We start from the raw sequence: 25,298 nt of genomic DNA on the forward strand, positions 1-25,298 counted from the left end.
CGCAACGGAGCGAACGACAAGGAGGCGGCGTGACCAGCGACGCAGCCACCGCGACCAGCACCACGCGCACCAGCCCGCAGTCCGAGGGCACCGAACCGGACCAGGAGCTGCCCGCGCTCGGTCTGGGCGCGTCGCTGCCGCCCGCCGACGTCCGTGCCAAGACCGAGGGCACGTTCCCCTACGCGGCCGACCTGTGGGCCGAGGGACTGCTCTGGGCCGCGATGCTGCGCTCCCCGCACCCGCACGCACGCATCCTCTCGATCGACACCTCGGCCGCCGCCCGGATGCCGGGCGTCCGAGCCGTCGTCACGCACGAGGACATCCCCGGGGACGGCGCGTACGGCCGCAGCGTCGTCGACCGGCCGGTCTTCGCCTCCGACCTCGTGCGCCACCACGGTGAGGCCATCGCCGCCGTCGCCGCCGACCACCCGGACACCGCGCGGCTGGCCGCCGCCGCGATCACCGTCGAGTACGAGGTTCTCGAACCGGTCACCGACCCGGAGAAGGCCTTCGCAGCCGAAGCGCTGCACCCCGACGGCAACCTCATCCGGCACATCCCCCTGCGTTACGGCGACCCGGACACCGTGGGCGAGGTCATCGTCGAGGGCCTCTACCGCATCGGGCGTCAGGACCCCGCCCCGATCGGCGCGGAGGCCGGCCTCGCCGTACCCCGCCCCGACGGTGGCGTCGAGCTCTACACGGCGTCCACCGACCCGCACACCGACCGCGACCTCGCCGCCGCCTGCTTCGGGCTGGACCCCGAGCGCGTCAAGGTCGTCGTGACCGGCGTCCCCGGGGCCACCGGTGACCGCGAGGACCCCGGTTTCCAGATCCCGCTCGGCCTGCTCGCCCTGCGCACCGGCTGCCCGGTCAAGCTGGCCGCCACCCGCGAGGAGTCCTTCCTCGGCCACGCCCACCGCCACCCGACCCTGCTGCGCTACCGCCATCACGCGGACAGCGAGGGCCGGCTGGTCAAGGTCGAGGCCCAGATCCTCCTCGACGCGGGCGCGTACGCCGACGCCTCGTCCGAATCCCTGGCCGCCGCCGTCGCCTTCGCCTGCGGCCCCTACGTCGTCCCGCACGCCTTCATTGAGGGCTGGGCGGTCCGTACGAACAACCCGCCCTCAGGCCACGTACGCGGCGAGGGTGCCATGCAGGTCTGCGCCGCCTACGAAGGCCAGATGGACAAGCTGGCGGCGAAGCTGGGCATCGACCCCGTCGAACTCCGCCTGCGCAACGCCCTCTCCACCGGCGACATGCTGCCCACCAGCCAGACGGTGACCTGCCCCGCGCCGGTCGCCGAACTCCTCGGCGAGCTGCGCGACTTCCCGCTGCCGACCCTGCCGAAGGATTCCCCGGAGGACGACTGGCTCCTCCCGGGGGGGCCGGAGGGCGCGGGTGAGCCCGGTGCCGTACGCAGAGGGGTCGGCTACGCGCTTGGCATGGTCCACATGCTCGGCGCCGAGGGCGCGGACGAGGTCTCCACGGCCACGGTCCGGGTCCACGACGGTGCCGCCACCGTGATCTGCGCGGCCGTGGAGACCGGCCAGGGCTTCACCACGCTCGCCCGCCAGATCGTCCAGGAGACCCTGGGCATCGAGGAGGTCCACGTCGCGGCTGTCGACACGGACCAGCCCCCCGCAGGCCCGGCGACGCACGGCCGTCACACCTGGGTCTCGGGCGGCGCGGTCGAGCGCGCCGCCAAGATGGTCCGGACCCAGCTGCTGCAGCCGCTGGCCCACAAGTTCGGCATGTCGACGGAGCTCCTGCAGATCGCCGACGGCAAGATCACCTCGTACGACGGTGTGCTGTCCACGACGGTCACGGAGGCGATGGACGGCAAGGAGCTCTGGGCCACCGCCCAGTGCCGCCCGCACCCCACCGAACCCCTCGACGAGTCGGGCCAGGGCGACGCGTTCGTGGGCCTGGCCTTCTGCGCGGTCCGCGCGGTGGTCGACGTGGACATCGAACTCGGCTCGGTCCGCGTGGTGGAGATGGCCGTCGCCCAGGACGTCGGCCGGGTCCTCAACCCGTCCCAGCTGGCGATCCGTATCGAGGCGGGTGTCACGCAGGGGATCGGCGCCGCGCTGACGGAGAACCTCCGCACCGCGCGCGGCCTGATCCGGCACCCGGACCTGACGGGATACGCGCTTCCGACCTCGTTGGACGCACCGGACATCCGCATCGTGAAACTGGTGGAGGAGAGGGACGTGGTCGCCCCCTTCGGTGCCAAGGCGGCATCCGCCGTACCGGTGGTGACCTCCCCGGCGGCCGTGGCGTCCGCGGTGCGCGCCGCGACAGGCCGCCCGGTCAACCGGCTCCCGATCAGGCCCCAGGCCGCGGTGGCCGCCGCGAAGTCCTGACGCGTGATTCACGTTGCACTTGCAACCCGGGGGTGCGGTGTGTCACCGGTGCTGACCAGGGGGCTGGGCTCCGCGTCGAATGGCGCCTTCGTGGGGTTTGCCTGCCGGAGCAGCGACCTGGTCGGTTCTGGGCGAAAGAGCTGGCCTGCGAGAACGACGGAGGGCTCACAGTGCGGCCCTCGCTGGACCCTGCGTAGCGCACACGGAAACGGCCGCCCCCGCACCATGGAGGCGGCCGTTCCCCTTCGTGCGCTTCCGCTGGAGGCCGTGACCGGATTCGAACCGGTGTAACTCGAGTTGCAGTCGAGCCCCTGAACCACTCGGGCACACGGCCGTGCGTTTCTTGATCTGCTGTCGACCGTACGGGCCGGGCCGGGCCGCCTCAACAGTGTCGTGGGGGCCGCAATGCGACTGCCACACCGCGTTCACGTTCGGCGAGCCGCCGCGGTGGCCCACACCGGGCCGGCCCGTCTCACGGGCGTCGGTCGTACGTCGAAGGGACCAGCCCGATACCCGCCCTCCGACAGGGGTCACCCGGCGTATAGCCCCTTACTCTGGGGGCCATGACTGCCGTGGAACCCAGTGACGCCGAGGTCACCGCAACCCTTGTGGAGACCACCGCGCCGGCCGGTGTACCCGATGCGGCGGCCGATTCGGCGGAAGGCGTGCTCGGGCGTACGTACAGGGCGCTGAGCATCGGCATCGTGTCCGTCGTCCTGCTGATCGCCTTCGAGGCGACCGCCGTCGGTACGGCGATGCCGGTGGCGGCCCGGGAGCTGGACGGCATCCCGTTCTACGCGTTCGCGTTCTCCGCGTACTTCACCACCAGCCTCTTCGCGATGGTGCTCTCTGGGCAGTGGGCGGACCGGCGCGGCCCGCTCGCCCCGCTCGCCACCGGCATCGGGGCCTTCGGGGCGGGGCTGCTGCTCTCCGGTACGGCGGGGAGCATGTGGATGTTCGTCCTGGGCCGGGCCGTCCAGGGTGTCGGCGGCGGGCTGGTGATCGTGGCGCTGTACGTGGTCATCGGGCGGGCCTACCCGGAGCGGATCCGGCCGAGCATCATGGCCGGGTTCTCGGCGGCCTGGATCGTCCCGTCCGTCGTCGGGCCGCTCGCCTCGGGGACCGTGACCGAGCACCTCGGGTGGCGGTGGGTCTTCGTGGGCATCCCGGTGCTCATACTCCTGCCGCTGGGCCTCGCGCTGCCCGCGATCCGCCGCATGGCGGGCGGGCCGGCCGACGCGCGGGCGGCGGCCGAACCGTTCGACCGGCGGCGCATCTGGCTCGCGCTCGGGATCTCGCTGGGGGCGGGGCTGCTGCAGTTCGCCGGGCAGGAGCTGCGCTGGGCGTCGCTGCTGCCCGCCGCCGTCGGCGCGGCCCTGCTCGTGCCCGCCGTGCGCGCGCTGCTGCCCCGGGGGACCGTGCGGGCAGCGCGCGGTCTGCCGGCCGTGATCCTGCTGCGGGGGATCTCGGCGGGGTCGTTCATCGTGGCCGAGTCCTTCGTCCCGCTGATGCTCGTGACCCAGCGCGGACTGTCCCCGACCCTGGCCGGCCTCTCCCTGGCCGCCGGCGGGCTGACCTGGGCGCTCGGTTCGTACGTGCTGGCACGGCCCCGGATGGAGCCGCACGGGGGGAGGCTGATGGTGGCCGGGATGGTGCTGGCCGCCCTCGCCATCGTGGCCGCGCCGAGTGTGCTGATCGATTCGGTGCCGGTGTGGACGCTGGCCGTGGTCTGGGGTGTCGGGTGCTTCGGCATGGGCATCGTGATCGCGTCGACGAGCGTGCTGCTGCTGAAGCTGTCGGCCCCGGAGGAGGCGGGGGCCAATTCGGCCGCGCTCCAGATCTCGGACGGTCTGGCCAATGTGCTGCTGCTCGCCGTGGGAGGCGCGGCGTTCGCCGCGCTGGGCGGCGGCGCGGTCGGCGCGGCCGCCCACGGAGCCGTGGGGAGCGGTACGGCGGGTGCGCACCCGGGCGCGTTCACCGTCGTCTTCCTGCCGATGGCGGCGGTCGCGCTGATCGGGGTGTGGGTGGCGGGTCGGGTGAAGGAAGCCTGAGGGCTGTCCCGGGCTCGCCGGTGAATCGGGCCCCGCCTGTGAAGAGGGTCTCAGCGGTACCGGACGGCGGCTTGTTCATACGAGGTCCGGCCGTGCCCGCCGGTAGGGTGGCCCGGTTGTCGTATCGCGTACGCGCCCGTCCCGGTCCGTGCGGACAGCGCCCCACGTACCCGAGAGCCCCGAACCGGAGACCGTGACTACTACCGCCTCCCACCACCTCTCACCCGCCTTTCCCGGCCGCGCCCCCTGGGGTACGGCCGGGAAGCTGCGAGCCTGGCAGCAGGGTGCGATGGAGAAGTACATCCAGGACCAGCCGCGCGACTTCCTCGCCGTCGCGACGCCGGGCGCGGGGAAGACCACCTTCGCGCTGACCCTCGCCTCATGGCTGCTGCACCACCACGTGGTGCAGCAGATCACCGTCGTGGCGCCCACCGAGCACCTGAAGAAGCAGTGGGCGGAGGCCGCGGCCCGCATAGGCATCAAGCTCGACCCCGAGTACAGCGCGGGACCCGTGAGCAAGGAGTACCACGGGGTCGCGATCACGTACGCCGGTGTCGGCGTGCGCCCCATGCTGCACCGCAACCGGTGCGAGCAGCGCAAGACGCTCGTGATCCTCGACGAGATCCACCACGCCGGTGACTCGAAGTCCTGGGGCGAGGCGTGCCAGGAGGCGTTCGACCCGGCGACCCGGCGCCTGGCCCTGACGGGCACGCCCTTCCGGTCCGACACGAACCCGATCCCGTTCGTGGCGTACGAGGAGGGCAACGACGGCATCCGGCGCTCCTCGGCCGACTACACCTACGGCTACGGCAACGCGCTCTCCGACGGTGTCGTGCGCCCCGTGATCTTCCTCAGCTACAGCGGCAACATGCGCTGGCGCACCAAGGCCGGTGACGAGATCGCGGCCCGGCTCGGCGAGCCGATGACCAAGGACGCGATCGGGCAGGCTTGGCGCACCGCACTCGCGCCGACCGGTGACTGGATCCCCAACGTGCTGGCCGCCGCCGACAAGCGGCTGACCGAGGTGCGCAAGGGCATTCCGGACGCCGGTGGCCTGGTCATCGCGACGGACCAGGAGTCGGCGCGCGCCTACGCCAAGATCCTCAAGTCGGTCACCGGGGAGAAGCCGACCGTGGTCCTCTCCGACGAGAAGGCCGCGTCAAAGAACATCGACAAGTTCAGCCAGGACGGGTCGCGGTGGATGGTCGCGGTCCGGATGGTGTCGGAGGGCGTCGACGTACCGCGCCTCGCGGTCGGCGTGTACGCGACGACCATCTCCACCCCGCTGTTCTTCGCCCAGGCCGTCGGACGTTTCGTCCGGTCGAGGCGGCGCGGCGAGACCGCCTCGGTGTTCCTGCCGACGATCCCCATGCTGCTCGACTTCGCCAACGAGATGGAGGTCGAGCGCGACCACGTGCTCGACAAGCCGAAGAAGGGCAGCGACGAGGAGAACCCCTTCGCGGAGGAGGACCAGCTACTCGCGGACGCGGAGAAGCTGGAGGACGAGGAGACCGAGGACCAGCTGCCCTTCGAGGCGCTGGAGTCCGACGCGGTCTTCGACCGGGTGCTGTACGACGGTGCCGAGTTCGGCATGCAGGCGCACCCGGGCAGCGAGGAGGAGCAGGACTACCTGGGCATCCCGGGGCTCCTCGAACCCGACCAGGTGCAGCTGCTGCTCCAGAAGCGGCAGACCCGGCAGATCGCCCACAGCCGTCAGAAGCCGGCCGCTGAGGCCGATCTCCTGGAGAAGGCCGCGGAGGACCGGCCCGTCGTCACGCACAAGAAGCTGCTGGAGCTGCGCAAGCAGCTCAACACGATGGTGTCGGCGTACACCCACCAGAGCGGCAAGCCGCACGGCGTGATCCACACCGAGCTGCGGCGGGTCTGCGGCGGTCCGCCGAGCGCGGAGGCGACGGCCGGGCAGATCCAGGACCGGATCAAGAAGGTCCAGGAGTGGGCCACCCGGATGCGGTGAGCCTGGCGTGACGGGCCCCGGTGCGGGGGCGGTGCGATCCGCCTCCGCACCGGGGCCGTGGTGTCATCCGGGCAGGGCGTCCGGCACTACGGCGGGCAGTTTCGCCTGCGCGGCGCAGCCCAGTTCTTCAGCCAGGGCTCGGGACACGGCGGCCAGGACGGCCATCTGGTCCTTGTCTGTACTGTCGGGCCCGACTTGCCCCTTCGTCACCGTGAGCCTTGCCCTCACGTAGGGAGTGCTTTCCCCGCCTCCTTCCGTGGGGCAGGAGAAGACCAGAGTGGCACCGCCGCCCTTGTGCGTGACCGCGAATCGGCCCAGAGGGTAGATAGACAGATCGTCCGCAGACACGTTTGTCGGATCCGAGTGGCTGTCCCGCGCCTCGAAATCGATGCTGAGCACCGGGAAGTCGTTGTCAGCCTTGTACGGCTGGCACTGATTACGGTCACTCAGGTCGTCATGGAGATGCTGCGCCGCGAGCGGCAGGGAGAACGCATTCGGATCTCCGGCCTCGTTGGAGCCGTCGAGCTCCGTGAAACGGTCCGTGCCGCTGATGCGTTTCAGTGCGGACTCACCCGAGGGCCCCAGGGATCCGTCGCAGATCTGAGACGCGGGGAGTTCCTTCGGTTGCTCAGGTCCGTCGGTGCTGCACCCGGTGAGCACGGCGACCACCAGGGCTCCGCAGAGCGCCAGGCGCACCGTCGCGCCCACGGGGGTTGCGTCCTTCACGTTCATGACTCTCCGTCGCACGATCAGTCCTTGTACGGGGCGCGCCCGCGGTAGTCGTTCTGACTCGATCCCAGGTCGTAGCCGTCCTCGATGTCCTGCGTCCAGTCCTGGTGATCTGTCGTATCACCCAACTGCGGATTATCCTTCAGATACGCCTCGTAGGTAAGGCCGAGTTGGTCGGTCCCCTTGTTGTAGAACTCCTGGCTGGTCATCTGCGACTTTTCGGTGGCGTCCTGCTCCGCGTCGTCGATGCTCTTGTCGACCTCGTGGCCGATAAACGTATTCACCATGTCGCCGACGGTGTCGGCCGCCATGGGAGCGACCACCAGTGCGGCGGCGGTGGAACCGGGAAGCGGGATGGCCGCGATTCCGCCTCCGACGACCACCCCGGCGCCCAGCTTGACCCAGTCCCCAGACCGCCCGAGAGACTTGTTGGCCTGATCGGCGTCATCCTTGTACGTTGTCTCGGCTTGCTGCACGCGTGAGTGGTCCAGGATGCCGCGTGCCTCGGCACCTGTTGTCATCGCGTCGTGAGCGGTGTCGATGTTCGCCTCACTCGTGGCCGGGAACGCGTCCAACGCGCTGAGGGTGTAGAGGTGCTGCGCGGCTGAGACAACTCCATGTGACGTCTCGTTCTGACCCAGCACGCTGAGGAAGTTGACGGCACCCTCATTGCCGAAATTCGCCCGCCCTGCGTACTTGGCGGGGTAAGCACCGTCGTCCAGTGCGTGGTTGCCGATGCCCGACAGGCTGTAGTCGATGTCGTCGATGTACGCCGCGCCCATCTTGCCCAGACTGTCCGCCAGCTCCGACTGCTTGTGCAGCATCTCGGGGCCCTTCTCGCTCCCGTACAGGTATGCCACCTGCTCCATGACCCCTGCCGTCGCAGCCGTGCGGTGGTCCCCGCTGCCGGGATGAAGGGGGTCCTTGCCGGTCATCGGGTCGGCGTCGTACGCGTACCCGGTGGTGGCGGATTCCAGAGCGTGGCCCAGCGCGTCGTAGCCCGCGTTCACCTTGTCGTCGCCGTCCAGCGTCGGGTCCGGGAGCCAGATGCGGTCCTTGGTCAGGTACGTGAGGTGTTCGTTGACCTCTCCGTCCTTGTTGACTGTGTCTCCCGCGCCTTCGGGCTGGGCGAAGAACTGGGTGGAGGCCTCGGGGTTGTGGCCCAGGGCTTCCATGAAGCCGGTCATCGGGTCGCGGCCCCGGTCGTTCTTGTCCCAGAAGTTGAGGTCGCCCTGGTTCCAGTTGTTGATCCAGGGGCTCATGTCCTCGATGTTGCGTTCCTTGTCGTACGCGATGAGCTTGTCACCATAGGAGTTGAGGAACTGGTCGTCGTAGTCGCCGAACCGCATGAGGTTGCTCATGACCCCGAAGCCCGTGGGGTCGTTGGCGTCGTCGATGCCGAGCCGGTCCGTGCCCAGCTTCACCATCTTCTCCTCCCAGCGCTGCATCGTGTCGCTGTCGGAGAGCGTGGCAGTGCCCAGAGTGATGCCGAGGTTCTTCTGGAGCCGCTTCGCCTGCTCGTAGAACTTCGGGTCCCTGCCCATGCCCTGGTACGGGTCGGCGACTGCGGCGTAGAACTCGAGTACCTTCTTCGGTTCCACCTGGGTGGCGAACCGCTCGGCGAAGAGCGGGTCGTTCTTGTATGCGGCCAGGGTGGTGTTGAGGGAGTTGAGCTCGGTCAGCGTGACGTCGTGCGGGTCCTTCTTGAGGATCTTGCCGACCCTCTCCGCCTCCTCCACCGCCTTGGCCGCGGAGTCCCGGTCTGCGTAACTGGCCTCGGAGAAGCCGTATTTCGCCTGGTCGACCAGGAGCGTGAGCACCTTGGCCGCCGATGTGTCGCTCTCCGTGGCCTTCTTCAGGATGTTCTGGATCTCGTCGCGGAACGCATCGACGTCCTGCTGAGTGTGCTCGGGCACCGTGGTGCCCTCCGCCGCACGGTCGGGGTGGATGTTCATGGTGACGGTGAAGGACCCCTCGCCCGTGTCACGCACGGTGAGGTTCTTCTTGAGTCCGCGGTCGATCGCCGCGTCGAGCTGAGTGCGATAACTGACGAGTTCACCGCGGGTGTCGGTGATGATCTTCGTGATCGTGCCGGCCTGGGTGTGGGCGTCGGTGAACTCGCCCGCCGTCTTGTCCACGAAAGCGCGGGTGACGGTGGCGTTCTCTCCGGCCCAGTTCGCTTTGTCGGACTTGGCCTTGAGGTCGTCCTTGGCATCTCCTTGGAGAATCTTGAGTTTTGCGACCATTTGTTCCCAGTCGGTGATCGCCGCGTCAAGGTCGGAGAAGTTCGCGAAGCGCAGGGAATCGAGATCCATCAGCCGCCGGACCTTTCGTCGAAGCCCTTGTCGAGGGTCTCGATGTTGCTGACCACCGTGGCGATGTAGGCCTCGTCGCCGGCGTGGGCGGCCTTGGTGTAGTCGAGGTGGTTCGAGATGTGGGCGCAGGCGTCCATCAGGGAGCGGACCTGGTCGATCCAGCGTGAGGCCACGTGATCGAGGGCTCCGCCCAGGGCGAACGTCTCCGTCGTCAGAGTTCCGGCTGCCTTCTGGGTGGAGGCGCGGGCGTGGTCACCGGCCTTCTCGAGGTCGCCGTACATCCGGTACGCGACATTGCCGATCGCCGCCAGATCCTTCTGGTTCACCTTCAGGTCGCCCTGGGCCGGTGGACCTCCTCCCGCTTCGGGCGGCAGCTGGTTCAGCTGCATCCGGGCGGAGCTTTTCTCGGCCGCCTCGGCTTTTAGCTGTTCCCATTCGTCCCACGCCATTGGTGATTGCCCTCCCCGTAGCGCCGATAAGTTCCCGTATGTCCCTCTTGCAAGGGCCTGCGGAAGGCCAATCTATCGACTTGGTCCGACGGCTTCCGCAGGAGTTGACCATTAATTGAAATGATCGAGCGTGAGCAATATGTGAAGAATCTGTGACACCCGATGTGAGGGCTCGGACGCGCGGGGCCCGGTGCGTCTCCTCGTCGCGGTGCGTGAGTGGTCGGGGTGGATGGTGCACTCCGCGTGACGACGGGTGCGCGGGGTGCACGCCGCCCTCCGGGTGCGTGTGAGGGTCCGAGGGGCGCCCCTCGGAATATTTTTCACGAGAATTATTCACGCTGGGTCAACTGTCGTCCACGCGTGGTGTGTGGAGCGTTGGCGTCACGTCATCAGACGTGAACGCGCGTAGATGTTCGCTTTCCGGACGCTTTCCCGCTGACCGGTGGTTTTGCCGCCACGTTCAGGAGGGGGACCGGATTCTGGACGAGGTCTTCCGCTGAGCGGACCCGCTCGCTAATGTCCCCGGAACATGAACGCTTCGTGGCAGTGTGGCCGCGGAGCGCAGCCGGTGCCATGGCCAGTCGGCGGCCTCTCGGTGCGTCGCCGCGGGACCGGCGTCGGCATCTCCGGAGAGACAACCGCCCGCTCACCAAGAGGGAGAGGGCGTCGTGACCGCGGAGACTTCTCAGACGCTCGACCGGGGACTGCGTGTCCTCAAACTGCTCGCCGATACCGACCACGGCCTCACCGTCACCGAGTTGTCGAACAAACTCGGCGTCAACCGCACGGTGGTCTACCGACTGCTCGCCACCCTGGAACAGCACGCCCTCGTCCGGCGCGACCTGGGCGGCCGCGCCAGGGTGGGGCTCGGGGTGCTCCGCCTGGGGAGGCAGGTGCACCCACTCGTCCGGGAGGCGGCGCTGCCGGCGCTGCGTTCCCTGGCCGAGGACATAGGAGCCACCGCCCACCTCACGCTGGTCGACGGGGCGGACGCCCTCGCCGTCGCGGTGGTCGAGCCGACGTGGACGGACTACCACGTCGCCTACCGGGCCGGGTTCCGCCACTCCCTGGACCGGGGCGCCGCGGGCCGTGCGATCCTCACCGCCCGGCAGAAGACCGTCGACCACCCCGGCTACACCCTCACCCAGGGCGAGCTGGAAGCCGGTGCCTGCGGAGCCGCCGCACCGCTGGTCGGGGTCTGTGGGGTGGAGGGCAGCGTGGGTGTCGTGATGCTCGCGGATGCGGTGCCGGAGCGGGTCGGGCCGAGGGTGCTCGACGCCGCCCGGGAGGTCGCGGACGCGCTTCGGTGAGGGGTGCCGCCCAGGTCACACCGGGGCGGGCGGAGCCGGAGGCGCGTGGCGGCTAGATTGGGCGGGTGGCCATTCGTCTCTCACGCCCCCGCGCCCTCGCCCTCTGCGCGCTGCCCGTTCTCGCGCTCTTCGGCACCGCGGCCTTCGCGCCGCTGCCGTTCACCGTGGCGCAGCCCGGTACCACGGCGAACGTCCTCGGGGACAGCAAGGGCGAGCCGGTCATCACGATCAAGGGCGCACCCACCCGCACCACCGACGGTCAGCTGCGGATGACGACGATCCTGGCGACCTCGCCCACAGCCGACGTCCGGGTGGCGAGTGTGGTTGACAGCTGGTTCCGCGGGGACCGTGCCGTCATGCCGCGCGACTCGGTCTATCCGACCGGCGGCTCCGAGAAGGAGATCGAGCGGCACAACCTCCAGGACATGGAGAAGTCGCAGAACTCCGCCGTCGACGCGGCCCTGAACTTTCTGGACAAGCCCGCCGGTTCCGTGGACGTCACCCTGCACCTGGAGGATGTCGGCGGGCCGAGCGCCGGCCTGTTCTTCGCGCTGGGGATCGTCGACAAGCTGGTCGGTGACGGCTCGGGCGGCGACCTGACCGGCGGCCGCACCGTCGCCGGTACGGGGACCATCGAGCCCGACGGTGCGGTCGGCGCGGTCGGCGGGGTCTCCCTGAAGACACAGGCCGCCCGGCGTGACGGCGCGACCGTCTTCCTCGTCCCGAAGGCGGAGTGCACGCAGGCGAAGTCCGAGCGCCCGGAGGGCCTGCGGCTGATTCCCGTCACGACACTGAAGAACGCGGTGTCCTCGCTGCGGGCCCTTGAGCAGGGGGACAAGGTCCCGAGCTGCTGACCTGCCCTCCGGGGCTCTCCATGGACCGCCAGGCGGGGAACACCAGCGGGCTCAGCGTCGCGAGGAAGTAGACCCCGCCCATCGCCAGCAGCGCTCCGGCCGCGCCCATGGTCTCCACGAGCAGCCCCGCCGCGAGGCCGCCGACCGGCATGGCCAGCTCGCAGCCCGCCGTGAGTGCGCCGGACACCCGGCTCCGCAGCTCCTCGGGGACACGCTCGTACGTCATCGTCGTCAGGATCGGGTTCAGCATGCCCCCGGCGACGCCGCCCAGGGCCATCGTGACCGCCAGCGGCAGCGTCGTCCCGGTCAGGCCCGCGACCGCGAACCTCGGCGCTCCGCAGAGCATCACGCACACCGTGAACACCGTCCGTCGCGAGAAGCGGTGACCGACCGCGCCGTACAGCAGCGCGCCCGCCAGCCCGCCCGCCCCGAACAGCGCGGTGAGCAGGCCGAGATCGGTGGCCCCGCCCAGCTCCGCCTCGGCGTGCACGGGAAGCAGGACGGCGTTCCAGCCCTGGTCCGTGCCGTTCATGAACATCACCATGACGACGACGGCGAGCAGGAGCCGGTTGCCCAGCAGGTAGGCGTAACCCTCCCGCAGTTCACCGCGGTACGTGCGCAGCGAGACGGGGGCGGCGTCCTTGCGGGGCTCGGCCGCGCGGACCCCGCGTACACCGGCCGCCACCAGCACGGAGGACAGCGCGAAGGTGGCGGCGTCCAGCAGGAGCACGGTCTCGGCGCCGACGACGGCGATCAGCACGCCCGCCAGGGCGGCGCCGACCATACGGGCGCCACGCGACACCGCGTCGAAGAGACTGGCCGCCCGGGCGAGTGTGGTGCCCGCGTGCTCTGCCAGGTCGGGCACGAGGACGTAGCGCGCGGTGTTCCCCGGTGTGTGGGCCAGCCCGTTCAGCGCCATCAGGGCGCACAGCATCCAGAATTCGAGCAGGCCCGCGTAGTGCAGCAGCGGGACCGCGGCGACGGCCGCGCCGCAGACCGCGTCGGATCCCACGGCAACGCGGCGCCGGCCCAGCCGGTCGATGACCGGCCCGCCGACCAGGGCGGCGACGACGATGGGCAGGGTCGCGCAGAAGGCGACCACACCGGCCCGGCCGGCGCTTCCGGTGGTCTCCAGGACGAACCACGGCACACCGATCAGGGTGAGTGAAGTGCCTGCCGTCGATATGGAGTTGGCCGTCAGGACGGCCGCGAGCGGCGTGCGGCCGCGCAGGGCCGGCTTCCCCTCGTCCATCGTCATGCCACTCGCGGAGTACGGGCCGGGACCGGTGACGTCTGGGCCAGCCGGAGACCCAGCTCGACCAGCGTCCAGCCCATCCGGTGGCGCAGCCCCGGGCGCGCCGGGTGGAATGCGGCCGTCGTCCCGTGGAGTTCGGCGGCACGGAGGGTGTGCAGCACGAGGTGGATGTCGCAGTGCATGACGGTGGTCCCTTCAGTCGGTGGAGCGCGGGAACATGTGCAGGTGGGTGCGGACGACACCCGCGCCTTCGGCGCCGTCGGGGACGCGGTCCCGGTAACTCTTCATCAGCGCGTGCATCTTCTCGTTGAGTTCCAGGGCGAGCTCCGGTGTGAGCCGCAGCTTGAAGTCGCTGATATCCATCGTCCGCTGCCACTCCTCGGGCCACTCGTGCATGGTCCCGAGCCAGGTGTTCAGCTCCTGGGCGTGCGTGGTCGCGACCTCGTGGAGCACCACCCCCATGGCGCCGCGGACTTCGGGGTCCGCGTGGTGCGTGAAGTCGACGGCGGGCCCGAACACGGTCCCCGTGTGTGCGGCCTTCCACCACCGCTCCCGGCCCTTGCCGCGCTCCGGATCGTCCTCGACGAAGCCGTACGCCGCGAGCTGGCGCAGGTGGTAGCTGGTGGCCCCGCTGGACTCGCCGAGCCGGTCGGCGAGCCCGGAGGCGGTGGCGGGCCCGAACTCCCGGAGAGCGTTGAGCAGCCGGATGCGCAGCGGGTGGGCGAGGCCGCGCAGGGTGCGGGCGTCGACCTGGTGGAGTTGGGGGTCGTCGGCGTACAGGGACGTGCGGTCTGCGGGATCGTTCGGTGCCATGGTGCGAGAGTAGAGTTGCAAAGACTGCTTTGCAACAGATTTTTTGCAACGACTCCTTTGGATCTCGGTCGCCGGGGCGTGTCGCCGGGGCGTGCGGGGCCACACGGACCCGCACGCCGAAGCCGGGACCCCCTCCGCGAACTGCGGTGGAGGCCCCGGCTTCGGTGAGGGCGGCGGTGCGTCCCGCTCAGCCCTCCTTGATGAATCCTTCCTTCAGCAGCCAGTCCTTCGCCACCTCGTGCGGGTCCTCGCCGTCCACGTCCACCTTGGAGTTGAGCTCCTGCGCGAGCTCGGTGGTCAGCTTCCTCGTCACCGGCGCCAGCATCTCCGCGATCTCGGGATACTTGTCCAGGGTCGCCGTGTGGATGGCCGGGGCCGCGTTGTAGTTGGGGAAGAACTGCCTGTCGTCCTCCGTCACGTCCAGGTTCATCGCCTTGATCCGGCCGTCCGTGGTGTACACCTCGCCCAGCAGGCACGAGCCGGACTTGTTGACCTGGGTGTAGATGATCCCGGCGTCCATCTTCTTGATGTTGGCGGCCGGCAGGTTCATCCCGTACTTCTTCTGCATGCCGGGCAGCCCGTCGTCGCGCGAGGCGAACTCGTTCTCCACGCAGAGCGTCACGGCCTTCGGGTCCTTCTTCGCGAGTGCCGCCACGTCGGACAGGGTCTTCAGGTGGTACTTCGCGTTGTTCTTCTTGCTGATGGCCAGGGCGTAGGTGTTGTCCAGGGTGGCCGGCGGGAGCCATGTCACCCCGTTGCCGATGTCCTCGTCACGCACGGCCTTCCACTGCTTCTGCGGGTCGGCGATCGGTTCGGCGTGACCCAGATAGGTGATCCACGCCGTGCCCGTGTAGTCGTACAGCGCGTCCGCCTCACCCTTGACGACCGCCTCGCGCGCACTGATCGACCCCGGAAGGTTCGTGCGGTCCAGCACCTCGGCGCCGGCCGCCTTGAAGATCAGGCCGATCACGTTGCCGAGGATGATGTTCTCGCTGAAGTTCTTCGAGGTCACCGTGAGGGACGCGCCCTTGAGGGGCTGCCCCTTGCCGACCGACCCCGGCACCACGTCGTCCACCAGCGGCGATCCGCTCTTCAGCCCGCATCCCGTGAGCACGAGAGCGAGCGCGGCCACCGATGCGAGGCCCGTACGTACCCTCACGCTTCCTCCAGTCCGCGCGGCGTCAGCCACAGTTCGACCAGCGACGCCAGCCAGTCCACCAGCAGCGCCAGGACCACCGTCAGTACGGAACCGAGCACCAGCACGGGCATGCGCTGCGTCTGGATCCCGGAGGTGATCAGGTCGCCCAGCCCGCCGCCGCCCCCGAAGGTGGCGAGGGTCGCCGTACCCACGTTGAGGACCAGCGCCGTCCGCACGCCCGCCAGGATCAGCGGGACCGCGAGCGGCAGTTCGACCTTGGTGAGCGTGCCCATCGCCGACATGCCGATGCCCCGGGAGGCCTCCACGAGGGTCGGCTCGATCGCGTTGAGCCCCGCCACCGTGTTGGAGAGCACCGGCAGGACCGCGTAGATCACCATTCCGGCGATCGCGGTGGACGGCCCGATGCCCAGCCAGATCACGAGCAGCGCCAGCAGCCCGATCGCGGGGGTGGCCTGGCCGATGTTCGCGATGGCCGTGACCCCGGGCGCCGCCTTCTTCAGGCCACGCCGGGTCAGCGCGATGCCGAGCGGGATCGCGATGATCAGCACCCAGAAGGTGGAGATGGCGGTCAGCCTGACGTGCTGCCACCAGCGCACCTCGACGATGTCGCCCGCGATCGAGTTCTCGGCGACCGAGTCGAGTTCGGCGTTGGAGATCCAGAGATAGGTGGCGACCAGGACGACCGCCAGGACCGCCGGTACCACCACAAGCTTCTGCCAGGTGATCCGGCGGGCGGGCGCGGACTGCGCGGGTGCCGGTTCCGCCCCCTCGTCACGGAAGGCGTGGCCCTTCACGTCGTGCTCTCCGGGTGGCCGCGCCCCCGTGGGAGGCGCCTGATGACTGGGGGTCACAGCCCGTCGTCACCCCCCTCGAGCTCCTGCTCCGTCCGGTGGCTGCGCAGTTCCTCCAGGTCGTGCTCATGCTCCATCGCGGTGAGCCGGTCCGCCTCCAGGAGCTCCTGCACGGAGTTCATCAGGGTCTGCATGTCGACGACGCCGATGAACTCACCGCGCCGTCCCGTCACGGCGACCCGCCCGCCGCTGTCCGTCAGCACGGCCTCCAGCGCGTCGTGCAGCGTCGCGTCCCGGGTCACCGTGTCGTGCACCAGCTGTCCGGCCCGGGCGAGCGAACCCTTGGCCCGCATCAGGTCGCCGCGCCGCAGCCACTTGTACGGACGATTGCGGCGGTCCAGCATCAGCAGCTCGTTGTGCTGACCGTCCCGCAGCTTGTTGAAGATCGACTGGAGCGGGTCCTCGACGGTGACCGTGGGGAAGTCGGCGATGCCCACGTCCCGCACACGGGTCAGGTTGAGCCGCTTCAGCGCGGCGCCCGCACCGACGAAACCGGAGACGAAGTCGTCGGTCGGATTGGTGAGGATGGCCTCGGGGGTGTCGAACTGCGCGATGTGCGAACGCTCCCGCAGCACCGCGATCCGGTCGCCGAGCTTGATGGCCTCGTCGAAGTCGTGGGTGACGAAGACGATCGTCTTGTGCAGCTCGTGCTGGAGCCGGATCAGCTCGTCCTGGAGGTGGTCCCGGGTGATCGGGTCGACCGCTCCGAAAGGCTCGTCCATCAGCAGTACGGGCGGGTCCGCGGCCAGTGCCCTTGCCACGCCCACGCGCTGCTGCTGCCCGCCGGAGAGCTGGCGCGGATACCGTCCGTGGAACTCCCTCGGGTCGAGCCCGACCAGGTCGAGCATCTCCTCGACCCGGTCCTTCACGCCCGACTTCGACCAGCCGGTCATCTTCGGCACGAGGGCGATGTTCTCCGCGACCGTCATGTGCGGGAAGAGACCGGAGGACTGGATCGCGTAACCGATCTTCCGGCGCAGCTTCACCGGGTCCATGTCGGTGACGTCCTCGTCGTTGATCCTGATCCGCCCGGACGTCGGCTCGATCAGACGGTTGATCATCTTCAGCGTCGTGGACTTCCCGCAGCCGGAGGGGCCCACGAGGATCACGGTCTCGCCGGCCTTGATGTCCATGGACACGTTGTCCACGGCAGGGGCGGGGCTGCCGGGATAGGACTTGCTGAGGTTCTCCAGCTGGATGGTGGCACCCGAGGCGGTGGTGCGTTCCGGGGTCGACTCCGTCGGCCCGGTGGCGGTCTCAGGCACGGATCCCCCTGGGGATGGTCAGCCGCCCGAGGAGGACGTAGGCGGCGTCGAAAAGCAGAGCGAGGATGACGATGCCGATGGTGCCGGCGAGGACCTGGTTGATGGCGTTCGCGCTTCCGAGTGAGGCGAGGCCGCGGAAGATCTCGTTGCCGAGTCCGGGGCCCGAGGCGTAGGCGGCGATGGCGGCGATCCCCATCAGCATCTGGGTGGAGACCCGGATGCCCGTGAGGATGGGCGGCCACGCGAGGGGCAGTTCCACCTTGAGCAGCCGCCGCGTCCGGGACATCCCGATGCCCTTCGCCGCGTCGACGAGGGTCGGGTCGACACCGCGCAGCCCGACGTTGCAGTTGCGGACGATGGGCAGCAGCCCGTACAGCGTCAGGATGATCACGGTGGGCGGGACTCCCAGGCCGACCAGCGGGATCAGCAGGCCGATCGCGGCGAGCGAGGGGATCGTGAGGATCGCCGAGGTGGACGTGACCGCCAGGGAGCCGCCCCAGCCGCTCCGATAGCTGACGACACCGATCAGGACGCCGAGGAGGGTGGCGATGACCATGCACTGGAAGACCGCGCTGGCGTGCTGATACGTGTCGGTGAGCAGTTGCTGGTGGCGGGTGCCCACATACTCCCAGAAGTTCACATTTTGCTCCGTAGGCTCAGTTCTTGTCCTCTGCAGCCTGCTCAACCAGCGGGATAATACGCAGCGGTACCGGGTTTTCCATGACGATCGCCGTGGAGGCCCGGACGATGCCATCAAAGCCGACCACGCGGTCGATCACCCGCTGGAGGTCGGCGTTCGAGCGGGCGACCAGCCGGCAGAGCATGTCGCCGTGCCCGGTCGTCGTGTGCAGCTCCAGCACCTCCGGCACGCCACTCAAGTGGGCTCTTACGTCGGCTCCTTGCCCCTGCTTGATCTCCAGCGTGGCGAAGGCGGTGACGGGGTAACCGAGCGCCGCCGGATCCACGTCCGGACCGAAGCCCCGGATGACGCCATTCGACTGAAGGCGGTCCAGCCGGGCCTGCACGGTCCCGCGGGCCACCCCGAGCCGCCGCGACGCCTCCAGCACACCGATGCGAGGCTCGCGGGCCAGCAGCAGGATGAGCCGGCCGTCCAGATGATCGATCGCCATGATCCGTCTCCCGATGGTCAGCCTGTACACATAGTCCGCTCATCCTCACACCTGGTTGCACACATTGACCAGTGGATGCGCGAACTGTTGCGCACCTTGCAAAGCGGGGAGAACCTTCGGACATGACTGAGACTCTGCACACCACGCCCGACACCGCCCGGCAGGCCGATCCCTTCCCGGTCAAGGGAATGGACGCGGTGGTCTTCGCCGTGGGCAACGCCAAGCAGGCCGCGCACTACTACTCGACCGCCTTCGGCATGAAGCTCGTCGCCTACTCCGGACCGGAGAACGGCAGCCGAGAGACCGCGAGTTACGTCCTGACCAACGGCTCGGCCCGCTTCGTCCTCACCTCCGTCGTCAAGGCGTCCACCGAGTGGGGCACCTTCCTCTCCGACCACGTGAACGCCCACGGTGACGGTGTGGTCGACCTCGCCATCGAGGTCCCCGACGCCCGTAAGGCCTACGCCTACGCCGTCGAGCACGGAGCGACGGGCCTCACGGAGCCCCACGAGGTCAAGGACGAGCACGGCACGGTGGTGCTGGCCGCCATCGCCACGTACGGCAAGACCCGCCACACGCTCGTGGAGCGCTCGGGCTACGACGGCCCCTACCTCCCCGGCTACGTCGCGGCGGAGCCGATCGTGGAGCCGGCCGCCAAGCGCACGTTCCAGGCCATCGACCACTGCGTCGGCAACGTGGAACTCGGACGGATGAACGAGTGGGTGACCTTCTACAACAAGGTCATGGGCTTCACCAACATGAAGGAGTTCGTGGGCGACGACATCGCCACCGAGTACTCCGCGCTGATGTCGAAGGTCGTCGCCGACGGCACGCTCAAGGTGAAGTTCCCCATCAACGAGCCGGCGATCGCGAAGAAGAAGTCGCAGATCGACGAGTACCTGGAGTTCTACGGCGGCGCGGGCGTCCAGCACATCGCGCTCGCCACGAACGACATCGTGGCGTCCGTGAGGGCGATGCGTGCGGCCGGCGTGCAGTTCCTCGACACCCCGGACTCCTACTACGACACCCTCGGCGAGTGGGCGGGCGAGACCCGGGTCCCCGTGGAGACGCTGCGCGAGCTCAAGATCCTGGTCGACCGTGACGAGGACGGCTACCTGCTGCAGATCTTCACCAAGCCGGTCCAGGACCGGCCCACGGTCTTCTTCGAGATGATCGAGCGTCACGGCTCGATGGGCTTCGGCAAGGGCAACTTCAAGGCGCTGTTCGAGGCCATCGAGCGCGAGCAGGAGAAGCGCGGCAACCTGTAGGGCTCTCGTCAGGATCGTGCCGGGCTCGCGTGCCCTGGGCCCGAGCGGGTCCCGAGCGGACCTGGACCTGAACGAAGGGTGCCCTCCTCCCGGCCGGGAGGAGGGCACCCTTCGCGCTGTCTACGCGCTCGCCGACGCGCTCGGTTTCGCCGCACGGGGCGACGGGGCCGCCGACGGCGTCGGCTCCGGGTTCTGCCCGGCCCCGGACTCCGGCGTCGGATCGGGCGTGGGATCCGGCTTCACCGGGGCGGAAGCCGAGGGCGTGGACTCCGGCTCGGGCGGCGGCTGCAAGTCCGCCGGGCCGCCCGACTCCGGATCGCCCAGCGATTCCAGTGCCTCCTGGGCCAGGGGAGCCGCCAGCGGTGAGAAGTCCGGATTCGTCCGCAGGGCCTCCTCGAGGTGACCGCGGGCCGGGCCGTCCTGGCCGAGGGCGGCCTCGATCACGCCCAGGTGGTAGGCGTACGAGGCATCCCGTACGCCCGTCTCCACGGCCTGGTCGGCGTACTGCATCGCTTCCTCGGACTGCCCCGCGCGGTGCAGCGACCAGGCCAGGGTGTCCGCGATCTCGGCGCTGCGGCGCTGCGCCGCCCACTCGGTGCGCATCAGCTCCACCGCCGTCTCCGGGTCGCCGTGGTCGGCCTCGAAGCGGGCCTCCGTCAGCGACTCGTCGACCCCGGCGGCCTTGGCCTGCGCGAGGAGTTCGCGGAGCTTGCCGTACTGGGTACGGGCGTCGCCGTCCAGTTCCAGCGACTCGTAGAGCTCGCCCAGTTCCAGCACGTACTCGGGGCGGGGCAGCTTCGTCGTCACCGTCCGGTAGTCCGTCTGCGCCTCGTCCGTGCGGCCCAGCGCCACCAGTGCGCGGGCCCGGCCTGCCCGGGAGGCGAGGTGGCCGGGGTCCGTGCGCAGCGCGGCATCGTACTGCGCCAGGGCCTCGGCCGGTTCGCCGCGCTCCGCGGCCAGGTCGCCGAGCCGGTGCAGGGCCGCCGCCTTCTCGGCGGGCGCCGAGGCCCGGTCCGCGGCCTCCTGGGCGGTCGCCAGTGCGTCTTCGCGCCAGCCTTGGTTGCGGTACATCTGGGCCGTCCTGGCCAGGGCCGGGGCGCCCTTGCGCAGGGCCGCGAACTTCTCCGTCGCCTTGGCTGCCGCCGCGTACTCGCCGAGGCCGTTGTAGGCGTCGATGAGGACCGGGTACGCCGTCCAGGTCTTCGGCGACCGCGCGCGCACCGTCTCGCCCCACTTCTTCGCCGCGAGGTAGTCGTGCCGGGCGTTGGCCAGGGCCCCCAGCCCCACCCAGGCCGCCGTGTTCCCGCGCTCGCCCGGCTGGGCGGCCAGCGAGCGCTGCAGCGCCTGTTCGGCCCGGGTGAAGTAGGCCGCGTCGGCGGAGCGCCGTCCCCACTCGGCGTAGGCCGTGCCGAGCACCGCCCATGACGGCGCGTCGGACGGGTGCGTCTCCACCCACTTCTGCCGGTCGCCGATCAGAGCCGTCAGATCGGACAGGGACGCCGGGGAACCCGCCGCCGCAGCGGTCTCGGCCCGTGCGACGGGTCCCGGCAAGGGGGGCGCGGCCTCCTTGGAGCCGTCGGGTACGGCGATCACCGCACCGGCGACGAGTACCGCGCCGGCCATCGCGCCGAACGCCGCCCGGCGCAGGGTGGTGCGCATCGTCGCCGGAGGCGGCGGGACGGACGTCGCACCCTGGGGCGGCAGGGTGGAGGTGGGCGGCTCCTGGTTCTGCTGCGGCATGGCATCCATGGGCATCACTGTGCGTCAGTATGAAGATCACATCGCGATGGACGAACGTCGACGCAGACGGGTTCACACCATTGGCCCTGGGTGTCACGCTTGGATCATGAACGCACTCCTCGAACGACTGCGCGTGGGCCTTCCGGCCGAGGCGCTGATCACGGACCCGGACATCACCGCCTCGTACGCCCACGACATGGCGAGCTTCTGCGAGGCGGGAAGTCCCGCCGTCGTGGTGCTGCCGCGCACGGTCGAGGAGGTCCAGCACGTCATGCGGACCGCGACCGCCCTCAGGGTTCCCGTGGTGCCCCAGGGGGCGCGGACGGGCCTGTCGGGTGCGGCCAACGCCTCCGACGGATGCATCGTGCTCTCGCTGGTCAGGATGGACCGGATCCTGGAGATCAGCCCGGTCGACCGGATCGCGGTGGTCGAGCCGGGCGTCCTCAACGCCGCGCTGTCCCGGGCCGTCAACGAGCACGGGCTCTCCTACCCGCCGGACCCGTCGAGCTGGGAGATGTGCACCATCGGCGGCAACATCGGCACCGCCTCCGGCGGGCTGTGCTGTGTGAAGTACGGCGTCACCGCCGAATACGTCCTCGGCCTGGAGGTCGTCCTGGCCGACGGACGGCTGCTGAACACCGGCCGCCGCACCGCGAAGGGCGTCGCGGGATACGACCTCACCCGGCTCTTCGTCGGCTCGGAGGGCAGCCTCGGCATCATTGTCAAAGCCGTGCTCGCGCTGCGCCCCCGGCCGCCGGAGCAACTCGTGCTCGCCGCCGAGTTCCCCTCCGCCGCAGCCGCCTGCGACGCGGTGTGCCGGATCATGGAGCGCGGACACACCCCGTCACTCCTCGAACTGATGGACCGTACGACCGTGCGTGCCGTCAACGCGACGGCCTCCATGGGCCTCCCCGAAGCGACCGAGGCACTGCTGCTCTGCGCATTCGACACGCCCGATCCCGCCGCCGACCTCGCTGCCGTCGGAGAACTCTGCGTCGCGGCGGGCGCCACGGAGGTCGTGCCCGCCGAGGACGTCGCCGAGTCCGAACTCCTGCTCCAGGCGCGCCGGCTCGCGCTGCCGGCCCTGGAGACGGTCAAGTCCGCCACGATGATCGACGACGTCTGCGTGCCGCGTTCCAGGCTGGGGGCGATGATCGAGGGCACGGCCGCCATCGCGGAGAAGTTCGGTCTCACCATCGGTGTGTGCGCCCACGCGGGCGACGGCAACACCCACCCCGTCGTCTGCTTCGACCACACCGACGCCGACGAGTCCCGCAGGGCCCGTGAGTCCTTCGACGAGATCATGGCGCTCGGCCTCGAACTCGGCGGGACCATCACCGGCGAGCACGGGGTGGGCGTGCTCAAGAAGGAATGGCTGGCCCGTGAGCTGGGCGAGGTGGGCGTGGAGGTGCAGCGCGGCATCAAGGCGGCCTTCGACCCGCTGGGGCTGCTCAATCCCGGCAAGCTGTTCTGACGGCCCCGCCCCGCCGTCAGAGCTCACCGTCCGTGGTCTCGTCCTGGGACCAGGGATCGCTCAGCCACAGGTCGTCGGCCGGGAGCGGGGTGAGCAGCTCTGTGAGGGCGCCGTCCAGGCCGAGCAGGTTGCTCTCCGTGCCCGGCGGGACCACCCGCAGGGTTCGCTCCACCCAGGCGGCCACCGCGACGGACGGCACCTCCAGCAGTGCGTCGCCGTCGGGAGAGGTGAGGGCGAAACAGATGACGCCCTGGTCCCCGGCCTTGGTCGGCCAGATCCGTACGTCGCCGTGTCCGCAGGGCCGGAACACCCCTTCCACCAGCAGCTCCCGGGCGAACGTCCAGTGCACGGGGGAGTCGGAGCCGATGTGGAAGACGACGTGCACCGCGTACGGGTCGTCGGTGAGGTAGGAGAGGCGGGCGGGCACGGGGACGGACCGCTCGGGCGACAGGACCAGCTTCACTTCCAACTCGCGTTCCACGGCGTTCTGCATGAGGGTGCACGACCTTCCGATGCTCGTGGGCCCGGTCCCGTGACCGGCCCGCACGGGGAGAGAGCGCCCTCCCGGACGTCTATGACGCGACTTCCCAGCAAAACTTCCCGCGACCTGGAAAGTGGTCCAAACGACAGGACGGGCCCGGGGGTGCTCGGTGTTCTGATAGATGTGGACCCTTGTATTGAGGCCTAGAAGAGATACGGGACCACGGTGATGAGCGCCCCAACCCCGGCACCCGGTGACGAACGCCCCAGCGAGGGGTATTACCCCGACCCGTCCATCCCCGGATACGTCCGGTACTGGAACGGTGCTTCCTGGGTCCCCGGCACGAGCCGGCCCGCACCCGCCCAGAGCGGGCCCGCACCCGCGCCGCAGCCCGCCCCGCCGGCGCAGGCGGCTCCGCGACGTCCGGCCGCTCCGGTCGAGGAGACCGGACCGATGTACTTCGACGAGGTGCAGGGCACGGCCGACGGCGCGCGCGCGACCGGCACCGGAGGGTCAGACGCCCCCGGACGGCCCCGGGCGGCGTCCGCGTGGCAGGCGGACACCTCCCGGCAGACCGGCTTCGGCGGCGAACGGGACCACCGCGTCTCGTGGGGCGGCCAGGATCCGCGTACGCCCGACCCCTCGGCCCCGGCCGCCTCCGCGCAGCCCGCCATCCCGGCGGACCGGTCTCCCGTCGACCCCGCTCCGGCCGCCGCCCCCGATCCGACGCGTGGCGCGCTGCCGGGCATGCGGGACCGCGGAGTCGGCGACCAGGGGTCCGGCGAGACCTCCGCGGACGGGAACGCGAACCGTCCGCCCACGGACGGCACGGTCACCATCCGCGCCGCGGGGCCGGGCACGACGACCCGCCCCCCGGGTCCCGGTGCGGAGGGCCCCGCGCACGCCGACGGGACGATGGCGATCCGCGCGGCGCAGCCCGGCACCACCCCGCAGCCCTCCGCCGCCGCTCCTGCCCCCGCGTCGGCTCAGCAGCAGGCGCGGCCAGCCGCGCCGCAAAGCCCCCAGGCACCTCACGTACCGCAGGGGCAGGCGCCGGGGCTGAACACGCCCCTGACACCCGGTCCCGGTGGTGGTTCCGCGTCCTGGGCGCAGCAGGCACACCAGCTCGCGCGGCCCGGGCAGACCGCCCGCCCGCAGCAGCACCGGCCCCAGCCACAGGGTCCGATGCCGTCCCAGCAGCAGGGCGCCCGTGCCGAGCAGCAGCCGCCGGTCGTGCCCTGGAAGCCTCCGGTCGACGACCCCTTCCAGCAGCTGGCGCGCGCTCAGGCCTCCGCCCGGCCCGCCGGACTCGGCAGGCGACTGGCCGCGCGGCTCGTCGACACGGTCGTCCTGGGGGCGCTGGTCGGAGCGGTCGCGCTTCCGCTGGTCACCCGCGCCGTGGAGCACATCGACCGGAAGATCGAGGCGGCCGAGCAGTCCGGCGAGACGGTCACCGTCTGGCTGCTGGACTCCACCACGGCCGGCCTGTTCGGCGGGGTGCTCGCCGCGTTCCTGGTGCTCGGCTTCCTCCTGGAGGCCCTGCCCACCGCCAAGTGGGGCCGCACGCTGGGCAAGCGGCTGTGCGGTCTCGAAGTGCGTGACATCGAGTCCCACGACTCGCCCTCCCTGGGGGCCGCCGTGCGCCGCTGGCTGGTCTACGGGGTACTGGCCCTCGTAGTCGTCGGCGTGGTCAATGTGCTCTGGTGCCTGGTCGACCGGCCGTGGCGCCAGTGCTGGCACGACAAGGCCGCCCGCACGTTCGTCGCGGGCTGAGACCGCCCGTACGCCCGTGTGCTGACGCACCGTCCCCCGAAAG

The 25,298-nt window shown here is 70.2% G+C and carries 21 protein-coding genes and 1 tRNA gene; 8 read left to right on the forward strand and 14 right to left on the reverse strand.

Annotated elements, in window-relative coordinates; genetic code table 11:
• The first annotated feature begins 29 nt into the window (after nt 1-29).
• Nucleotides 30-2,363, forward strand: coding sequence for a xanthine dehydrogenase family protein molybdopterin-binding subunit (locus tag ACFU5K_RS03365; protein WP_384056143.1), 2,334 nt, complete (start codon nt 30-32; stop codon nt 2,361-2,363).
• 259 nt (nt 2,364-2,622) lie between these two features.
• On the opposite strand, the gene ACFU5K_RS03370 is transcribed toward ACFU5K_RS03365, so the two are convergent.
• A tRNA-Cys gene (locus ACFU5K_RS03370) sits at nt 2,623-2,697 on the reverse strand.
• 229 nt (nt 2,698-2,926) lie between these two features.
• Between ACFU5K_RS03370 and ACFU5K_RS03375 the strand changes: the two genes are divergently transcribed.
• Together ACFU5K_RS03375 and ACFU5K_RS03380 are read left to right on the forward strand one after the other, a co-directional pair.
• Nucleotides 2,927-4,414: an MFS transporter gene (locus tag ACFU5K_RS03375; protein ID WP_384056146.1), complete on the forward strand. Its 1,488-nt coding sequence runs from the start codon at nt 2,927-2,929 to the stop codon at nt 4,412-4,414.
• Between the two features lie 193 nt (nt 4,415-4,607).
• The gene (locus ACFU5K_RS03380; RefSeq protein WP_327118080.1) at nt 4,608-6,389 is read left to right on the forward strand and encodes a DEAD/DEAH box helicase; all 1,782 of its coding nucleotides are present in this window, start codon (nt 4,608-4,610) and stop codon (nt 6,387-6,389) included.
• Between the two features lie 63 nt (nt 6,390-6,452).
• On the opposite strand, the gene ACFU5K_RS03385 is transcribed toward ACFU5K_RS03380, so the two are convergent.
• Genes ACFU5K_RS03385 through ACFU5K_RS03395 form a run of 3 tightly spaced genes read right to left on the reverse strand, consistent with a single transcriptional unit; the run spans nt 6,453 to nt 9,882 of the window.
• A complete protein-coding gene (locus ACFU5K_RS03385) occupies nt 6,453-7,097 on the reverse strand; it encodes a hypothetical protein (RefSeq protein WP_384056150.1) in 645 nt (214 codons plus the stop codon).
• A gap of 41 nt (nt 7,098-7,138) precedes the next feature.
• Nucleotides 7,139-9,433, reverse strand: a complete 2,295-nt coding sequence (locus ACFU5K_RS03390) for a hypothetical protein (protein WP_384056152.1) — start codon at nt 9,431-9,433, stop codon at nt 7,139-7,141.
• On the reverse strand, nt 9,433-9,882 hold the full coding sequence (locus tag ACFU5K_RS03395; RefSeq protein ID WP_384056156.1) for a hypothetical protein: 450 nt from the start codon (nt 9,880-9,882) through the stop codon (nt 9,433-9,435). The genes ACFU5K_RS03390 and ACFU5K_RS03395 overlap by 1 nt, the downstream gene beginning before the upstream one ends.
• Before the next feature lie 668 nt (nt 9,883-10,550).
• Here ACFU5K_RS03395 and ACFU5K_RS03400 point away from each other — a divergent pair.
• Nucleotides 10,551-11,192 carry an IclR family transcriptional regulator gene (locus ACFU5K_RS03400; protein ID WP_384056159.1) on the forward strand — a complete coding sequence of 214 codons (642 nt, stop codon included), beginning with the start codon at nt 10,551-10,553 and terminating at the stop codon, nt 11,190-11,192.
• Nucleotides 11,193-11,257: 65 nt separating this feature from the next.
• Nucleotides 11,258-12,046: a S16 family serine protease gene (locus tag ACFU5K_RS03405; protein ID WP_384056161.1), complete on the forward strand. Its 789-nt coding sequence runs from the start codon at nt 11,258-11,260 to the stop codon at nt 12,044-12,046.
• Here ACFU5K_RS03405 and ACFU5K_RS03410 read toward each other — a convergent pair.
• From ACFU5K_RS03410 to ACFU5K_RS03445, 8 genes are all read right to left on the reverse strand, one after another.
• Entirely contained in the window at nt 11,976-13,298 is a 1,323-nt protein-coding gene (locus ACFU5K_RS03410; protein WP_384056360.1) for an MFS transporter, read from the reverse strand. The two genes, ACFU5K_RS03405 and ACFU5K_RS03410, sit on opposite strands and share 71 nt — an antisense overlap.
• 2 nt (nt 13,299-13,300) lie before the next feature.
• Nucleotides 13,301-13,483, reverse strand: coding sequence for a hypothetical protein (locus tag ACFU5K_RS03415; protein ID WP_384056164.1), 183 nt, complete (start codon nt 13,481-13,483; stop codon nt 13,301-13,303).
• Nucleotides 13,484-13,496: 13 nt separating this feature from the next.
• Nucleotides 13,497-14,114, reverse strand: a complete 618-nt coding sequence (locus ACFU5K_RS03420; RefSeq protein ID WP_384056167.1) for an ArsR/SmtB family transcription factor — start codon at nt 14,112-14,114, stop codon at nt 13,497-13,499.
• Between the two features lie 187 nt (nt 14,115-14,301).
• The gene (locus tag ACFU5K_RS03425; protein WP_384056170.1) at nt 14,302-15,273 is read right to left on the reverse strand and encodes a glycine betaine ABC transporter substrate-binding protein; all 972 of its coding nucleotides are present in this window, start codon (nt 15,271-15,273) and stop codon (nt 14,302-14,304) included.
• Nucleotides 15,270-16,124 (reverse strand): ABC transporter permease, encoded by an 855-nt coding sequence (locus ACFU5K_RS03430; RefSeq protein WP_384056172.1) that lies wholly within the window; start codon nt 16,122-16,124, stop codon nt 15,270-15,272. The genes ACFU5K_RS03425 and ACFU5K_RS03430 overlap by 4 nt, the downstream gene beginning before the upstream one ends.
• Nucleotides 16,121-17,389: an ABC transporter ATP-binding protein gene (locus ACFU5K_RS03435; RefSeq protein WP_384056175.1), complete on the reverse strand. Its 1,269-nt coding sequence runs from the start codon at nt 17,387-17,389 to the stop codon at nt 16,121-16,123. Before ACFU5K_RS03435 ends, ACFU5K_RS03430 begins: the two co-directional genes overlap by 4 nt.
• Complete coding sequence (locus tag ACFU5K_RS03440) at nt 17,382-18,029, reverse strand: ABC transporter permease (RefSeq protein ID WP_384056178.1); 648 nt, start codon at nt 18,027-18,029, stop codon at nt 17,382-17,384. The genes ACFU5K_RS03435 and ACFU5K_RS03440 overlap by 8 nt, the downstream gene beginning before the upstream one ends.
• Nucleotides 18,030-18,045: 16 nt before the next feature.
• Nucleotides 18,046-18,519 (reverse strand): Lrp/AsnC family transcriptional regulator, encoded by a 474-nt coding sequence (locus tag ACFU5K_RS03445; protein ID WP_384056180.1) that lies wholly within the window; start codon nt 18,517-18,519, stop codon nt 18,046-18,048.
• A gap of 122 nt (nt 18,520-18,641) precedes the next feature.
• Here ACFU5K_RS03445 and hppD point away from each other — a divergent pair, with 122 nt between their 5' ends.
• Nucleotides 18,642-19,787, forward strand: a complete 1,146-nt coding sequence (gene hppD / locus ACFU5K_RS03450) for a 4-hydroxyphenylpyruvate dioxygenase (RefSeq protein WP_384056183.1) — start codon at nt 18,642-18,644, stop codon at nt 19,785-19,787.
• Between the two features lie 120 nt (nt 19,788-19,907).
• Here hppD and ACFU5K_RS03455 read toward each other — a convergent pair whose 3' ends face one another.
• Nucleotides 19,908-21,536: a tetratricopeptide repeat protein gene (locus ACFU5K_RS03455; RefSeq protein WP_384056186.1), complete on the reverse strand. Its 1,629-nt coding sequence runs from the start codon at nt 21,534-21,536 to the stop codon at nt 19,908-19,910.
• 97 nt (nt 21,537-21,633) lie between these two features.
• On the opposite strand from ACFU5K_RS03455, the gene ACFU5K_RS03460 reads away from it, so the two are divergent.
• Nucleotides 21,634-23,001, forward strand: a complete 1,368-nt coding sequence (locus ACFU5K_RS03460; RefSeq protein ID WP_384056189.1) for an FAD-binding oxidoreductase — start codon at nt 21,634-21,636, stop codon at nt 22,999-23,001.
• 16 nt (nt 23,002-23,017) lie between these two features.
• On the opposite strand, the gene ACFU5K_RS03465 is transcribed toward ACFU5K_RS03460, so the two are convergent.
• Nucleotides 23,018-23,494: an SsgA family sporulation/cell division regulator gene (locus tag ACFU5K_RS03465; RefSeq protein ID WP_384056192.1), complete on the reverse strand. Its 477-nt coding sequence runs from the start codon at nt 23,492-23,494 to the stop codon at nt 23,018-23,020.
• A gap of 216 nt (nt 23,495-23,710) precedes the next feature.
• Here ACFU5K_RS03465 and ACFU5K_RS03470 point away from each other — a divergent pair, with 216 nt between their 5' ends.
• The gene (locus tag ACFU5K_RS03470; RefSeq protein WP_384056195.1) at nt 23,711-25,255 is read left to right on the forward strand and encodes an RDD family protein; all 1,545 of its coding nucleotides are present in this window, start codon (nt 23,711-23,713) and stop codon (nt 25,253-25,255) included.
• Nucleotides 25,256-25,298: the final 43 nt, after the last annotated feature.

Origin of the sequence: Streptomyces sp. NPDC057428, from assembly GCF_042803195.1 — a bacterium.
Lineage (GTDB): Bacteria > Actinomycetota > Actinomycetes > Streptomycetales > Streptomycetaceae > Streptomyces.

Coding starts and splice junctions, on each gene's coding strand:
- ACFU5K_RS03410 (WP_384056360.1), bottom strand. CDS start 13,298: ATGGACGAGGGGAAGCCGGCCCTGCGCGGCCGCACGCCGCTCGCGGCC.
- ACFU5K_RS03415 (WP_384056164.1), bottom strand. CDS start 13,483: ATGCACTGCGACATCCACCTCGTGCTGCACACCCTCCGTGCCGCCGAA.
- ACFU5K_RS03465 (WP_384056192.1), bottom strand. CDS start 23,494: ATGCAGAACGCCGTGGAACGCGAGTTGGAAGTGAAGCTGGTCCTGTCG.
- hppD (WP_384056183.1), top strand. CDS start 18,642: ATGACTGAGACTCTGCACACCACGCCCGACACCGCCCGGCAGGCCGAT.
- ACFU5K_RS03470 (WP_384056195.1), top strand. CDS start 23,711: ATGAGCGCCCCAACCCCGGCACCCGGTGACGAACGCCCCAGCGAGGGG.
- ACFU5K_RS03375 (WP_384056146.1), top strand. CDS start 2,927: ATGACTGCCGTGGAACCCAGTGACGCCGAGGTCACCGCAACCCTTGTG.
- ACFU5K_RS03420 (WP_384056167.1), bottom strand. CDS start 14,114: ATGGCACCGAACGATCCCGCAGACCGCACGTCCCTGTACGCCGACGAC.
- ACFU5K_RS03455 (WP_384056186.1), bottom strand. CDS start 21,536: ATGGATGCCATGCCGCAGCAGAACCAGGAGCCGCCCACCTCCACCCTG.
- ACFU5K_RS03445 (WP_384056180.1), bottom strand. CDS start 18,519: ATGGCGATCGATCATCTGGACGGCCGGCTCATCCTGCTGCTGGCCCGC.
- ACFU5K_RS03395 (WP_384056156.1), bottom strand. CDS start 9,882: ATGGCGTGGGACGAATGGGAACAGCTAAAAGCCGAGGCGGCCGAGAAA.
- ACFU5K_RS03390 (WP_384056152.1), bottom strand. CDS start 9,433: ATGGATCTCGATTCCCTGCGCTTCGCGAACTTCTCCGACCTTGACGCG.
- ACFU5K_RS03460 (WP_384056189.1), top strand. CDS start 21,634: ATGAACGCACTCCTCGAACGACTGCGCGTGGGCCTTCCGGCCGAGGCG.